General features: G+C 68.2%; 14 protein-coding genes and 2 pseudogenes. 10 read left to right on the top strand and 6 right to left on the bottom strand.

Translation table 11 applies throughout. From position 1 onward, the window contains the following. From ACFYY1_RS42205 to mihF, 5 genes are all read left to right on the top strand, one after another. The coding region (locus ACFYY1_RS42205) for a transposase (RefSeq protein ID WP_388595338.1) at nucleotides 1-472 on the top strand (472 nt) is incomplete at its 5' end. A gap of 100 nt (nucleotides 473-572) precedes the next feature. Next, nucleotides 573-944 (top strand): hypothetical protein, encoded by a 372-nt coding sequence (locus tag ACFYY1_RS42200; protein ID WP_388595337.1) that lies wholly within the window; start codon nucleotides 573-575, stop codon nucleotides 942-944. A gap of 53 nt (nucleotides 945-997) precedes the next feature. Beyond that, nucleotides 998-1,552, top strand: coding sequence for a hypothetical protein (locus tag ACFYY1_RS42195; RefSeq protein ID WP_388595335.1), 555 nt, complete (start codon nucleotides 998-1,000; stop codon nucleotides 1,550-1,552). A 329-nt stretch (nucleotides 1,553-1,881) separates the two neighbouring features. Next, a complete protein-coding gene (locus ACFYY1_RS42190; RefSeq protein ID WP_388595333.1) occupies nucleotides 1,882-2,415 on the top strand; it encodes a hypothetical protein in 534 nt (177 codons plus the stop codon). Nucleotides 2,416-2,530: 115 nt separating this feature from the next. Next, nucleotides 2,531-2,851, top strand: a complete 321-nt coding sequence (gene mihF, locus ACFYY1_RS42185; protein ID WP_388595332.1) for an integration host factor, actinobacterial type — start codon at nucleotides 2,531-2,533, stop codon at nucleotides 2,849-2,851. Between the two features lie 943 nt (nucleotides 2,852-3,794). On the opposite strand, the gene ACFYY1_RS42180 is transcribed toward mihF, so the two are convergent. Further along, nucleotides 3,795-4,172, bottom strand: coding sequence for a hypothetical protein (locus ACFYY1_RS42180; protein WP_388595330.1), 378 nt, complete (start codon nucleotides 4,170-4,172; stop codon nucleotides 3,795-3,797). 416 nt (nucleotides 4,173-4,588) lie between these two features. Here ACFYY1_RS42180 and ACFYY1_RS42175 point away from each other — a divergent pair, with 416 nt between their 5' ends. Beyond that, nucleotides 4,589-4,942: a hypothetical protein gene (locus ACFYY1_RS42175; protein WP_388595328.1), complete on the top strand. Its 354-nt coding sequence runs from the start codon at nucleotides 4,589-4,591 to the stop codon at nucleotides 4,940-4,942. A gap of 117 nt (nucleotides 4,943-5,059) precedes the next feature. Here ACFYY1_RS42175 and ACFYY1_RS42170 read toward each other — a convergent pair whose 3' ends face one another. Then, a complete protein-coding gene (locus ACFYY1_RS42170) occupies nucleotides 5,060-5,791 on the bottom strand; it encodes a hypothetical protein (protein WP_388595326.1) in 732 nt (243 codons plus the stop codon). Nucleotides 5,792-5,859: 68 nt separating this feature from the next. Here ACFYY1_RS42170 and ACFYY1_RS42165 point away from each other — a divergent pair. Continuing rightward, nucleotides 5,860-7,070, top strand: a protein-coding gene (locus tag ACFYY1_RS42165; RefSeq protein WP_388595341.1) for an IS3 family transposase whose coding sequence is annotated in 2 segments (ribosomal slippage) — nucleotides 5,860-6,106 and nucleotides 6,106-7,070 — 1,212 coding nt in all. Because the reading frame shifts where the segments join, the coding sequence is not laid out codon by codon here. A gap of 75 nt (nucleotides 7,071-7,145) precedes the next feature. Next, nucleotides 7,146-7,524 (top strand): annotated as a pseudogene (locus ACFYY1_RS42160) (IS1380 family transposase); the annotation flags it as partial. Here ACFYY1_RS42160 and ACFYY1_RS42155 read toward each other — a convergent pair. Beyond that, nucleotides 7,419-8,486: an ISL3 family transposase gene (locus ACFYY1_RS42155; protein ID WP_388595339.1), complete on the bottom strand. Its 1,068-nt coding sequence runs from the start codon at nucleotides 8,484-8,486 to the stop codon at nucleotides 7,419-7,421. The pseudogene ACFYY1_RS42160 and the gene ACFYY1_RS42155 overlap by 106 nt on opposite strands. Nucleotides 8,487-9,003: 517 nt before the next feature. Between ACFYY1_RS42155 and ACFYY1_RS42150 the strand changes: the two genes are divergently transcribed. Then, the gene (locus ACFYY1_RS42150) at nucleotides 9,004-10,236 is read left to right on the top strand and encodes an esterase/lipase family protein (RefSeq protein WP_388595325.1); all 1,233 of its coding nucleotides are present in this window, start codon (nucleotides 9,004-9,006) and stop codon (nucleotides 10,234-10,236) included. An 837-nt stretch (nucleotides 10,237-11,073) separates the two neighbouring features. Here ACFYY1_RS42150 and ACFYY1_RS42145 read toward each other — a convergent pair. Then, nucleotides 11,074-11,439, bottom strand: a complete 366-nt coding sequence (locus tag ACFYY1_RS42145) for a hypothetical protein (protein ID WP_388595324.1) — start codon at nucleotides 11,437-11,439, stop codon at nucleotides 11,074-11,076. 382 nt (nucleotides 11,440-11,821) lie between these two features. On the opposite strand from ACFYY1_RS42145, the pseudogene ACFYY1_RS42140 reads away from it, so the two are divergent. After that, nucleotides 11,822-12,103, top strand: a pseudogene (locus ACFYY1_RS42140) (IS5/IS1182 family transposase); the annotation flags it as partial. A 19-nt stretch (nucleotides 12,104-12,122) separates the two neighbouring features. Here the strand turns inward: ACFYY1_RS42140 and ACFYY1_RS42135 are convergent. Together ACFYY1_RS42135 and ACFYY1_RS42130 are read right to left on the bottom strand one after the other, a co-directional pair. Then, a complete protein-coding gene (locus tag ACFYY1_RS42135) occupies nucleotides 12,123-12,620 on the bottom strand; it encodes a DUF1877 family protein (protein WP_388595322.1) in 498 nt (165 codons plus the stop codon). A 182-nt stretch (nucleotides 12,621-12,802) separates the two neighbouring features. Continuing rightward, the coding region (locus ACFYY1_RS42130; RefSeq protein ID WP_388595321.1) for an ATP/GTP-binding protein at nucleotides 12,803-13,536 on the bottom strand (734 nt) is incomplete at its 5' end.

The following is a 13,536-nucleotide window of genomic DNA, read 5'->3' as shown; positions in this document are numbered from 1 at the left end:
GACGGTTCGCCGAGTGGACGAAGGCCAGGGTATGGGCCAGGCTCCACCGCCTGGTCCTCGACGAACTCGGTTCCCGCGGCGCTCTGGACTGGTCGCCGAGGACCGGGAACACGCCGAGCAGGCCATCGGGCTGTTCGCCAAGCTCTACCAGGCGAAGTTCCCCAAGGCCGTCGCCAAGGTCACCGACGACCAGGATGAGCTGCTGGCGTTCTACGACTATCCCGCCGAGCACTGGATCCATCTGCGCACGACGAATCCGATCGAGTCGACGTTCGCCACCGTCCGACTGCGGACCAAGGTCACCAAGGGCGCCGGCTCCCGCGCCGCCGGACTCGCCATGGTCTTCAAACTCGTCGAGTCCGCTCAAGCCCGCTGGCGGGCCGTTAACGGCGCCCACTTGGTCCCACTGGTCCGCGCCGGAGCCCGCTTCGAACGCGGACTCCTGGTCGAGCGTCAGGACCAGGCGGCATGAGCAACCAGGTCCCAGACCGGGACGAGCCACCGGAGCACCTCCGGTTCGCCGCATACCTGCAAGCACTCGCGCAGGTGCGGACCAGGAAGAACGCAGCCTGATGACCGAGATTCTCACGGACCCGGACCCGGTGATGGCCCAGTCCGCGGTCGTCCGCCACCTCGACAGGCGGGCTACCGACCTGCTCAAAAGCCCGGAATACGCCACCTGGGCACAGGCCATGGTCAAGGTTCTCGAACCGCACCCCTTCCTGGTCCAGCGGCTCCACGAGTGGTCGCTGTTCAGGGCGGTCGCCTTGGCGCAGCCGTGGCTTCCCGGTGCGCTGACCGACTCATCGGACTGGCTGCAACGCAAGATCGTCGAGAGTCTCGACACCTCCGACGCCCTCGCCGTCCTGGCCGAGACCGGCCGCACCAGACGGGTCCGCAACACCGCCAGAACCACCCTCACCACGCGGAGTAAACGCGCCTGACCGCGCGAAAAAACGGGTGCACAGATCCGGCGACGCGATGCGACACTGCCCCCATGACCAGGCCAGAGCTCTCTGAACTCGACTATCTGCGGGAGGTCGAAAGGCTCGCCAAGGCAGTCACCTCCGCAGCCGCCGGTGAGCAGTGGTACGCCGACGGAACCGAAGGCGAGGGCCCGCTCCAACGCAGTGTCAACGCACTGGGACGGGCGCTGCTGCACTACCACTTCCCCCTGGACGGGTGCCTGGAGGACGAGGCAAAGCGTCCGCAGGTCCCCCTCGCGGCCGTAGCCATCATCCGCCCCGACGCTATGCCCATCGGCACCGACGAGACCTACTCCCACGCCTGTGCTCGACTGGGGGTGGAAGCACGACCCGAAGGGTGGGCACTGTGGGACACCTGGGTCGACGGCAACGCGAAAGTCACCATGGTCGTGTCCGTCGTGGACACTACCGAGGGCCTGCTCACCAACTGGGCCAAGGGCAGAAACCTGCTCCCCGTGATGCCCCTGCCCTCCCAGATTGCCCAGGTCCACGCTGGCTGGACCGGTTGGGCGTCGATCTTCTCCCCTTACGGCAAGAGGAAGCTCGGCCTCAACGGACAGCCGTGATCCACAGGTATTGACTATTGCTCCTTGTTACCAACACGTGAGAGTGCGGCAGACCTGAGAACGAGCTCCGACCACCCACAGCTCGGCGTGTCGCAGACATGCGGGCCGCACCGCACCACCATCTCGGCCCGCGGATAACCTGATGGATGTGTCGGTGCCCCACACGCACATCGCAGGCCGGCTGTGCGACCGGGCCCTCGCCCCGCAACCTCCCGGCCGCCCGGCATGGGGAACTGGCGGTGCGCCTGCGCCCGGAATTCCCGGGCCTCGCCAGTATTGGCCGAAGCAGTCCACCGGTGTTCGGTGCGGCGTAGGTGATAGAACCGAGCATGGACCTGATCGCTTCTGGTGTCGCCTCCGCAGCCATCAAGGCTGCTGGTGGTCCGTTCGGTGCCCTGATAGGCCGTTACCGGCCTACGGGTATCCCCCGGCTCGGCAGCAGGGAGGACCGGGCAGACGCGTACCGCCGGATGCTAGACGCCTCGACCCGCTCCTTCGCCTACAGCTATCAGTTCGCCAACCTGCGCCGCGAAGCCGGACGGGCCTCGTACAAGCTGCTCACTGCGCAGATGCCCACGATGTGGGAGATCGGCAGCGACCTGATCAGTGCGCTCAACGGTGTTCGCCTGTGCGGCAGCGTCCAGGTCATCGACGCCGCGGAGAAACTCGTCACGGCCGCCAGCGACCTGGACCTGAACGAGAGGAAAGCAGACCGCTTCCAGCTCCAGGCCGAGGCAGTGGTTGCCGCCCAGAAGACGTTCCTGGACACCTGCCGAGAAGAGCTCTCCTACAACGCCCGCTGGTACCAAATCCTGCGCAAGCGCAAGGAGAAGCGCTTCCTCCGGCAGCTCGCAGGCGACTGACCACGCCCGCCCCCTCAGCGTCCCAGTCCACAGCGACCGGAGCAGGGATCACACCATCCGTACGGGGAGCGGCTCTGTCGGTCATGATGGGACGCTCCACCGACGAAGGAGCGCCATGCCGACCCCTCTCCCCACCCTGACCCCCGAGCAGCGAGCCGAAGCACTCGCGAAGGCCGGCCGGGTCCGCAAGGAGCGCAGCGAGATGCTCGCGGCGTTGAAGGCTGGACATATTTCGCTTCTCGACGTCCTGGACCGCGGCGACGACACCGCCCGGCAGACACGCGCCCTTCAGCTCCTGCAGTCTCTCCCTGGCGTCGGCCCGGTGAAGGCTCGCCGCCATCTTGTGGACCTCGGCATCTCGGAAACGCGGAGGATCCAGGGTCTCGGCGAACGGCAGCGCGCCCGCCTGATCGAGCTGTTCCCGCCCCAGGCCTGACTGGCTGCTTCTGCGCTTCCTACCCAGAACTCAGTGGTGCAGGAGGTGGGGCTGTGCATGAGGTAGTCGATCGGGAGTGGAGCCCCACAGGAACGCCATCCCGTCGCGGCGGCTTCCCGCTGGTGGCGCAGCCACCGGTGATGCGCCACGCGGCACGCCCGGTCGCGGGACCGCCTGTTGTTGACCGGCACCGAAGAAATTTGCAACGGCTTCGCCCAGTCCACGTCGTCGAAGGCGACCGCGCCATCGCCGGGCACCTGCACGAAGCGCACATCGACATCCCCGTCAGCTGACTAACGCACTGGGGCCCGGGCGGGAAGAAGCCCACGCTCGGGCGCCCGGCACGTTCAGCGCACCCACTCGTACTCGTCGTCCTCCCCGCCGGTATCGCGGTCCTCGTCGCTGAGGAGGTTCGTTCATCTCGTCCTCGGTGAGGAGGGGTTCGCGCGGCTTCCTGCATGGCGCGTACGACGTCGCGGAGGTCGAGAACACCCGCGACGTCGAACTCCTTGATGCTTCCCTTGCCGAGACGGAGCCACAGCGAGTAGGCGCCCACGTCGCGGGCGAGGGCGAACCGGAACCTGTGTCACCACCTGCCCCGGCCCTTGTTCGCCCAGGCCGTCAGGGCGGCCCTCGTGTGCTCGAATCGCCGTTTCACCGGCTCGGTTTCGGGCGGCGAGGGCATGCAGGCACAGCGGTGGCGGGTGGGGGCGTGGTGTCGTCCGCTTCGTGTTCGGGCACCCCTGCCCAACACCCTAAACCCCGACCGCTCGGGCCCATTCAGCAAGGGCTGGAAGCCTCCGCGTGGTCTCCGATCACTGACGAGGTGTCTGGAAGCCATCCGGACAATTCCGTTGGCGGCATAGTCGGCTTCGTGCGGCTCGCCCAAGGCCCGCCGCTCGCCGGCAACGACTGGATGGAGACGCGCTCGGGGCGCATGTCTTCACAAACGGCTCAGCCGCCATGCTGCTGCCTCAGCGACCGCGGCCGCGTCACGGTAGTGGATGAGGTTCCAGCGGTCACTGAAGTCGTCCTTCGTGTGCCATGCGAGGGCCAGTCTGGTCAGGTTGTTCCACTGCCGCTTCCGGGCATCGAGGAGATTCTCGGTGACCGGGGCAACGGCGAACACGGATCGGGTGTCTTCAGCCTGAGCTTCCAGCAGGCGCCGCAGGGTGCTCAGTGCGCGCGACACGTCGCTCCCGCGCGGGGCGTCCTCCTTGGCCTTCTCAAGGCGGGGGGTGAGGTAGCCGACAAGTGCGTCGACGTCGCCAAGGGTGAGATCTTCGGCGGTGAGATTCGAGTACAACGTGGTCGCGGGCACAAGCCGGTCCGTTTCGCTCGGGAGGCCGGTGAACGTCCGGCCTCCTCTCCTGGTTCGTCTCCCCGATCAACGACCAACAAGCCCATCCGACGCGCTCCACCTGCGCCGGGCAGGGCTGCTCCAAGGGACCAGGGGGTCCCACGGTCCTTCCGTAATTCGGCCTGCCTCGGCGCGCTCCTCGGCGTCCGCGTGCTCTCCTTCACCGCCCCGCCCCACGAAGTCGCCCCGGCCGCCCCTCCCCCGCCGGCGAACACTTCGGGGTTGCTCTTGACGAAGTCGATTGCCCTGTCCACACACGCCTCCTGCCATGCGCCAAGAGCCGAATAGTGCACGGTTGGAACATCAGCTCTTCCCCAGTCCTCGACGAACACGGTCGGCCCTCCGGACCCGTCTACGGTCCGGATGCCGTCAAGGACGTGACGTTCACCCGGCGCCGGACCCGGGTGAAGGGGACCTGGATCAACGAACACCTCCCCCTGCACCCCGGCCGGTCACCGGTCTACGCGGTGGACCCGCAGCTGACCCGGACCACCATGGACGCCAACTGGCCGCACACCGCTCTCGAAGCCGAGTTCCGGCGCCGGCTCGCCGACGCCGAGACCGACCGGCGCGCAGAACTCGCGGCGATCGCGGCACGGGCCCAACCCGTCTGCGACACGTGGATCTGCCGGCTCCCGGCACTGGGCAATCTGGCCCCGCACCGGGCCCCGCGGGCTGCCGCCGGGCAGCAGAGCGGCGCTACCGGCCCGGCGGCGCAGCAGCCAGGGTAGTCGGGCAGTTGGCGGCCGGTCGGTTCCCGGGACGGACCGGGCGCGCGGGCGGCGGGCACGGCCGGACGGCGAGGGCGTGCGGGAAGGGTGCGCGGAGGCATGGTCTCGCGCGGCGGTTCACCGTGCGCTGATAGTTGCTGACCAGCCGCTGCGGGTGAAGTGGCAGGTGCCGTCCGGGTCGATGCGTACCGCTGCCCCGGAGATGGGCAGGTCGCCGTCGATGACGAGCCAGGTGCGGATGCGGTCCAGTTCGTCCCACAGTCGGCGGGGGCCGCTCTGGTGGACGGTGGGCAGTTCCCGGGCCCCCGGTGCCGTGGCCCGGGCCCAGGAGCCGTCCGGGTGCAGCATGCAGGCGGTACGGGTGCCGTCCTTGGCCACATCCATGCGGTGCTCGATGCCGGGAACGGTGAGTTCGAGGGTGGAGCGCACGTCCCAGGTGCTGCACACTCGCATCACCGGGTAACGGCCGGTGGTGACGCTCTCGCCGTCCGCCTTGCGCGCGGTGGCCCACCGATCGGTGTTGTCGGGAGCGGGGGGGTAGTCGTCGCCGTGGCGGGTGCTCATGAAGCCGGCGGGCTCCGGGGCGACCCTGCCGGTGGCGCCGCCGTCGGCGGTCTTGTCCGCGACGATGAGCAGCCCGGTTTTGGACAGGGTGGTCACCATCCGCCCGCCGGGGGTGAGCGCCTTGAGCCAGGAGACGGGGATCGCCGGTACCGAAACGGTGGAGACGATGCGGTCGTAGACGCCGGGCAGTTCGCCCGTCACGTCGCAGACCTCCAGGTGCGGCCGGTGCCCCGTCGCGGCCAGGCGGTCCCGCGCGGCGTGGACGAGGTATGGGTCGACGTCCACGCTGAGGCTGATCCTTTGGAGTGGACACCCTGACAATGGATCTTGATGGTCCAGGGAGGGATGTCCAGGTGGGACGTAGGTCTCCGTATCCGGAGGAGTTCAGGAGAGATGCTGTCGCGCTCTATCGCGCCGCGGTCGGGAAGCGGACGTATGCGTCGGTGGCTGCTGATCTCGGTATCACCGCGGAGTCGCTGCGGACGTGGGTGCGCAAGGACGATGCTCAGGCCGTGCCCGAGGGCAGCGATGGCGGCGCGAGCGCGGCGGAAGAGCTGGCCCGGCTGCGGGCGGAGAACGCCCGGCTGCTGAAGGCCGAGCAGGAGTGGCAGCTGGAGCGCGAGATCCTGCGCCGGGCAGCGGCCTATTTCGCCCGGGAGGTGAAGTGAGCCCCCGCCGCTGGGACTTCATCTCCGAGAACTGCGCCGACTTCGGCGTGCAGCGGATCTGCCGGGCGCTCGGGGTGTCCCGCGCCGGCTACTACCGGCACCTGGCCACCGAGCAGGCCCGCGCCGAGCGCCGGGCCGAGGAGAAGCGGACCGTGAGCGAGATCCGCGCCATCCATGCCGAACACCACGGGGCGTATGGGGCTCCGCGCGTCCACGCTGAGCTGCGTGCGAGGGGACGGAGGATCAACCGCAAGCGTGTCACCCGGCTGATGCGGATCAACCACATCGTCGGCCGTCACCTGCGGAGGAAGAAGCGGACGACGATCGCGGACAGGATCGCGCCGCCCGTGCCGGACCTGGTGATGCGCGACTTCACCGCAGACACGTTGAACACCACGTGGTGCGGCGACATCACTTACATAGCCGTCGGCGGGACGTGGCTGTATCTGGCGACGGTGATCGACATCTGTTCGAGGCGGGTGGTGGGCTGGTCAATCGCCGACCACATGCGCACCTCGCTGGTCACCGACGCGATCGAGATGGCCGTGGCCGCCCGCGGAGGCCCGGTCCGCGGCGTCGTATTCCACACCGACAGGGGCGCCCAATACAGCGCGGCCGCCTTCGCCGAGGTCTGCGACCGGCACGGCATCCGGCGCAGCATGGGCCGGGTCGGCTCGAGCTACGACAATGCCCTCGCCGAGTCGTTCTTCCAGGGCCTCAAGCGCGAATTGCTCCACGGGAGGCGTTGGACCTCGAAGGCACAGACTCGGCTGGAGCTGTTCCGCTGGATGTCGTACTACAACCGGCGCCGTCGACATTCCGCGCTCGGCTACCTCACGCCAGCCGAGTTTGAACAGCAACTGATCACGTCACGTACGCTGTCACTCGTCGCGTGAAACCCGGTGTCCACTCCCGGGGATCAACCTCAAAAGTGCCTTCTGAGCTGGGATGATGAGGCTTGTCTAGGGCTTCTGTCACCACAGCAGGAAGGCATTTTCTGCGTGCACACTACCGGGTCGCGTCCCAAGCTTGTCGTATCAGCCGACGGGGGTGGTCAGCCATGCCGGGTCCCGTCTGCTGGCCGATCTCGCCGATGCCACCGGCCTGACCACGGCCTTCACCGACGCGCTGTGCCAACTGCGACCGCGCGGCACCGGTCACACCCCCGGCCGGATCGCAGTGGACTTGGCGGTGATGCTGACCGACAGCGGAGAGGCGATCGCTGACCTGGCCCTGCTGCGTGATCAGGCCGAGGTGTTCGGCTCGGTCGCATCCGCTCCCACCGCATGGCGACTACTGGCGGACATCGATCCGGCCGCACTCGACGATGGCTTCCGGCCTTCCCGGGCCGCCAAGACCGGCGAAAACGCCGGGAGCATGCTGTTCGAGCCACCTGGCGTCGGCGTAAAAGTGAACGTGGCTCTGGCAAGATTTTCGTAGCCGGAGATCATCCCGGTGACATGGTCGGCCGGTCCGCGTAGCGGCGGCGGAGGTGGGCGATCAGGACGACGCGGTGACGGCTCGAACAGCCTGCGGGCATGCCGCCCGGCCCGGGTGTTCGTCGCGGTGTTCTCGGCAGTCCCCTCGATCGGTTCAGGATCGGCCGCACTGGCCGGGGGCAGTGCGGCGGGCAGGCAGCCGCGGTGGGCGGAGGCAATGTCCTGGACGCGGCGGGAGAGGCCCTGCCAGAGGTGGAAGCGGTCGCTGACCTGCACGGCGTCGGGTGCGCCAGCGGTAATGCCCTGCTGGTAGGTGAGGGAACCGTCTCGGCAGGCGACCTCGACACCTGGGTGCTCGCGGAGCCACTGGCCGAGCTGTTCCGCGTCGCGCCCTTCCCAGAGTGTGAGCGGGAGCCGGGTGGTGGCGTCGACCAGGAGGGTGCCGTAGGTGCCGCCGTAGAGCGCGAAGTCATCCACCCCCAGCACCCGGGGTGTCTCCAGTGGCGGAAGCGGCACCCGCATCAGCTGGGACAGAACGGTGCATCGCGAGAGCGTGACGTTCAGGATCCGCAACATCCGGGCACCGCCCCGGCCGGCCAGCACCACACCGACGGCCTCCACTAGGCGCTGCAACTGTGGGGTGCGCCGCTGGTAGCGCACGGTCAGCCCCGGCACTTGCTCAGCGAAGGTCACCTTCGGACAGGCTGCGTTCTCGCAGTACAGGCGCCGTACGGACAAGTCGATGCGCAGAGGCCGGACTCCAACAGTGACGTCGGCGAGGCGCCGTACATAGCGGCTGTGACACCACGCGCTGAGCTGGCCGCATCCCGTACATGCCGCAGGAACACCAGATCTCGTGCGGGCGCGGACCACCACGACAGCATCAGAGACATCGGCCGAGACCACCAGCACATTGGCCAACTGTGGTAAAAGAATTGCCAGTTCAACAGAGCACAGTCAAAGGCTGCCCGCTACACGGACCGGCCGACCCTCGCACCGAGATGATCTCCGGCTACGAAAATCTTGCCAGAGCCACGTTGGCCCGTACGCCGACACCCGACAACCCTGGCTCCCACGATCGGGTGATCCGAACGATTACGGCACGCGGTTCGGAACGAGATCAGCCGGCCGAACGATCGGCGCCCGACTGCCTTCCACCCGTTCCTGAGCGAAGGATCACGCGTTCGCGCAGGAGACGCTTCGCTCCCGTTCGGTCGGCGGGCACGCCCTCGCACACCAAGAGACCGTGACTTTCTGTGTTCATTCATATGCGGAGAGTGTGCTGTCATTGTCCTGCCGGGACCGGACGCGACACCGCATACATAGCCCCGGGCCCGGCCTGCAGTCCGTAAGGAGGGGCTTTGCCCCGCGCTCTCAGGAAGGAAATGCATTGAGTACCACCGAGGAGCAGGCCGCAGAGGCCTTCCAGTCCGGTCTCCCAATCGTCCTGGCGCCCGGCCCGCGCACGACCGACCGCATCCCGCCCCCGCCCAGCGACGTCTGGGACCTCCCCCACGGCACCGCCTGGGTCTACCACGGCGAGGGCAACAGGGGGCTCACCCGCCCGGTCCTGATGGCGGACGGCTTCAGCACCGGCCCCAGCGACCTCAGCTTCACCTGGGAGCAGCTGGAGTACGGCCCGTTTCCGCTCCTGAGCGAGCTCCGCCGCCGGGGCCGCGACGTCGTTCTCGTCGGCTATCACGAGCGCAGCGCGTCGATCCTGGAGAACGCCGAGGCGGTGATGGCGGCCGTCACCGAGGCGGTCGACCGGCGTGTTGGCGACTATCCGCTGGCCGTCGGCGGCTTCAGCATGGGCGGCCTGGTCACCCGGTATGCCCTCGCCAAGATGGAGACGGCAGGCATCGAGCACGAGGCGCAGCTCTACTACTCCTGGGACAGCCCGCACACCGGCGCCTGGATCCCCATCGCCCTCCAGGCGTTCGCGCACTACACCAAGAAGCTCGACCCTCGCTTCTCGGACCAGATCAACAGCCCGGCCGCCCAGGAGCTGCTCTGGCAGCACATCGCGGACTGGAAGGACCAGCCCGCCACCAGTGAGCAGCGCCTGGCGTTCCTGCGCGCGCTGGAGGAAGTCGGCAACTGGCCCCGGGGCAGGGCGACCCGGCTGGTCGCCCTCGCCAACGGTCCCGCCAGCGGTGCCGGCAACGGCGTGCATCCCGGCGCCGAAGCCGTCATCGGCAAGGGGCTGGCCGTCACCGGCACCACCCTGTACACCCAGTCCCAGGGCGACGACCAGCTGGTGGCCAAGCTCAGGACGGTCACCCTCCCCACCCGCGAGATCCGCACCAGCGCACTGCCCGACATCGACGGCGCGCCCGGCGGCACCCTCCACGGTTTCGGTATCCTCGCCGACACGTTGAACGAGCTCCCGCCCGTGCTGGGCTTCGGTGTCGTCAACCCGATCCGCGAGCACTGCTTCGTCCCGGCCGTCAGCGCCATCTCCCTGCGGGAGCCGGCCACCCACGACGACCTCTACAACCCGATCAGCGAGGAGGACCTGGAGGAGACGCCCTTCCACGCCGTCAAGCTCGCCTCGCAGAGCGACACGCACACCCTGGTCACCGAGGAGCTCTCCACCTGGTTCCTGGACCAGCTGCCATAAGAAGGTCCCTCACGCAGCCAGTCCCGCGAGTCTCGCGAAACTGAATCCGCACCTTCGCGAGGCCGAGAAGCGGTTCGCCGCTGACGTCGAGGGTGCCGCCCATCGCGACCGGTGGCACCGCCGTCGCCTTCATCAACGGTGAGGAGTCCGGGCACGTCGTGCGGTGCCCCGTCTGCGCGATGTGGGTCGCCCTGGGCCACGTCCACCGCCGGGGCGCCGTCGAAAACCACGCCGCCCGCCGGCAGAAGGCGTGCTGCACTGGGCACCGGGAGGCCGAGCGGGTCCGTGAAGCCGTCACGCCTCAGCCGTGTGACGGCTTCCGTTCCCCTCTGCAGATAGCTGGCCGGCGCAGTCGCCTTGGTAAAGGTGGTAACAACCACGACGGCTGGTTCGCAGCCTCCCGCACCGAGGCCTCCAACGCTCCGGCCCCCGCCCCAGAAACGGCCGGGCACCAGCCCGGCCCGCGCGCGGCCCCGCCGACCGCAAAAACGACAGTCACTCATCGGCATCCACTGTCAGAACCCGGCACCCCGCACCACCAGCCCGGACACCCCACCAACCCACTGACAAAACGATGACGAACACCCACCGACAAAATGACACCGATCACCACGCAAGACCTGGGGCGGCTGACAGGCGCTCAGAACGCCCTACAGAACGGTTGACGTGTCGTGGTACGTGGCTGATCCGGTGCTGGCGGGTTTGCCGACGCTGGCGGAGTGGGCGCCACGGTACGCGCCTGGGACAGCCGGTGCTGCTGTGGGCCGATGGGTGGTCGGTGGCGGAGGTCAACGCGGCACGTGCCGTCCAGTCAGGGCACGTGCCGCGCCAGCCAGGTCAGACCCGGCGCAGGTTCACGGCCTTGCCGTAACGCTGGCCGAGCCAGATCTTCCCCTCAGCCGAGCTGCCGACCAGCCGGGGGTTGTCGAACCGGGCGGTGAACTCGCCGCCCGGGTTCACCGTGGCGATCACCCGCTCCAGGCACCAGATCTCTTCGGCGTTGCTGGCGGGCTGCTCGTAGCGCACGTAGACCGGGTAGCGTTCCAGGTCGTCGGTGTCCAGGCGCGGGAAACGCGGGTCGTTGCGGCCGGCCTCCCGGACGTTGGCACCCTCCCCGAAGATGTACGTGTAGTTGTCGCCCGGCTCGAAGTCGTTCCGGTCGGAGTCAATACTGAACTCCCGTCCGCCGATGCTGAGGTACACCCAGCCTGAGACACCGGCAGGGCTCGGTGTGCAGCTGCACATCGATCCTCGTGATGTTTGCCATCGATCTCTCCTCCGCCGTTCCTAGCCATCCCCAACTCAGGGCGGGCATGGGAGATTCGACACCCTCCGCACTCACTCGAATGCGAAGAGTGAGGAGGTGTGCTGTCGCACTCACGGTGCCGTCAGACGAGCCACTTCACCCCAGAGTGCGCCGGATCGCCATTGCCCCCATGTACGCCACGCTCACGCCCCCGGTCATCTGTTCCGAGTTCGCCTGCTCTCGCTTACAGAGCGTCACAGATCAGCGGTTCTGAAGCAGCACCTTGGGGGCAACAGCTCGCAATAGGCGAGAGAAGGGGAGGCCAGCACCGTGCACCCCGACAAAGCCTACGGCTCGCGCGCGAACCGCTCCTACCTGCGCAGACGCAGGATCGGATGCACCATCCCGGAGAAAGCCGACCAGGTACGCAACCTCAAGAAACTCGGCTCCCAAGGCGGCCGGCCACCGGCCTTCGACAAGGAGGACTACAAGCAGCGCCACGTGGTGGAGTGCGGGATCAACCGACTGAAACGGCACCGCGCAGTGGCAACGAGATACGACAAGTTAGCCGTGCGCTACGAGGCGACAGTGCTGGTCGCAGCCATCAACGAATGGCTGTGACCGGCACGCCGACCACGTCTCAAGCCCAAACCGCCCTGACCACGGCGTGGCCTGCTGCAGCCGCCCGCCCATAGAACCGTTGCAGGCGCCTGTGATGGTCGAGGAACTCCTGCCTGACCTGCACCTCGTCCCAGCCGGCCCAGACGAGCTTGGCACCGGCGACGTTCCACAGCTCTGCGAACGAGACACGTGCGAGGAAGCCTGCGGCTTGTGACACCCCAGGCGGCTCCAGAATCCCCAGGGGCGGGTTGGAGGGGTCGGCATCAGCGCTGTGCGCCACCGGCCGCCCGCCGTAGATCGGCAGCTCCCAAGAGCGGTCGGCATCCGCATTGAGAACATCGGCAGCGGCATAAAGGTCATTGACAGAGCCCCAGACCTTGTCGATCGACTCGGCGATGCCCGCTGCGTACTCGTCGGGGTGGTTCTCCCAAGCCTCCCCCATGAACGCTGCAAGCCAGGTGTGGTCGTCCCGGATCTCGGATTCCGCAACGGCGCGCATGTGCATGTGGATGCTCACGACAACGAGTCCTCCCAGCTCAGCGGCCCGCCTGCCAGGCCTAGCGGAGAGAAACTACTCCACCGCACTAACGGCGCGATGGCCGGCTCTGCCAGGGCGCCCTCCGAAACCCGAGCCCCGCCTCTCGTCGAAATCGGCCACTGCGCACAGGTACACATCTGTACGGACTTTCGCAACAGGCCTTAGTTGAGGACTTGGACCTCGCCCACCGCGGCGGTGAACGCGGTCTGTCGGATCTCGGTGAACTCGCCGCCGTCGTTGAGGGCGGGGGCCGTCCACGTGACGGTCCAGGTCGCGGTGGCGGTGCCCTTGTAGCGGCCGTCCGGCTGGTCTGCGGCGCTTCGTTCGTAGCGGTGGCCGCAGTCCGGGGACGTGGACTTGCCGCGGTCGGCGCTGTACGGGGTGCCGGGGCCATGGCAGGTGATCGTGGTGCCGTCGCCCATGTCCCACCGGATCGCGGCCACCTTCGCCGTGGCGGTGACGGTGACGCCGCCCGCCGTCGCCTTCGCGGTCGCCGGTCCGTACGACGACGTCGAGCGGGTCACCCACATCCACATCGGCATCCCGACCACGTACCGCCCGGCCGCGCGGGGGCTGGCCACCTTCGGGCCGACCAGCTTCATGGAGTCGACCGCGCGGCGCGCCACCAGCTCGGGATCGATCGTGGGCGCGGCCGGGCCGGCGGCGCCGTTCGGGACGAACGTGACGCCGACTCTGCCGCCCTCGCACCAGACGCGGTAGATGGCGCCGTCCTTGGGCGTCTTGCCGTCCCAGGCCAGGTTCTCCGCCGGGGGCTGTGGGTCCGCCTTCTCGTACGTGCACTCAGCTTGGCGTTTATCCTCGGCGGGCTTCGTGTTCCTTGATGGTCTCGGCGCGTTTGACGGTCTTGCCGACGTCGTGGCGCTTGGCGCGGTGT

The organism is Streptomyces sp. NPDC001890, from assembly GCF_042891445.1.
In the GTDB taxonomy this organism is placed as follows: domain Bacteria; phylum Actinomycetota; class Actinomycetes; order Streptomycetales; family Streptomycetaceae; genus Streptomyces.
This window is presented reverse-complemented; position numbering and strand designations above follow the sequence as displayed.

Excerpts from the sequence above, each read along its gene's own strand:
- ACFYY1_RS42200 (WP_388595337.1), top strand. The coding sequence starts at position 573 with ATGACCGAGATTCTCACGGACCCGGACCCGGTGATGGCCCAGTCCGCG.
- ACFYY1_RS42195 (WP_388595335.1), top strand. The coding sequence starts at position 998 with ATGACCAGGCCAGAGCTCTCTGAACTCGACTATCTGCGGGAGGTCGAA.
- ACFYY1_RS42190 (WP_388595333.1), top strand. The coding sequence starts at position 1,882 with ATGGACCTGATCGCTTCTGGTGTCGCCTCCGCAGCCATCAAGGCTGCT.
- mihF (WP_388595332.1), top strand. The coding sequence starts at position 2,531 with ATGCCGACCCCTCTCCCCACCCTGACCCCCGAGCAGCGAGCCGAAGCA.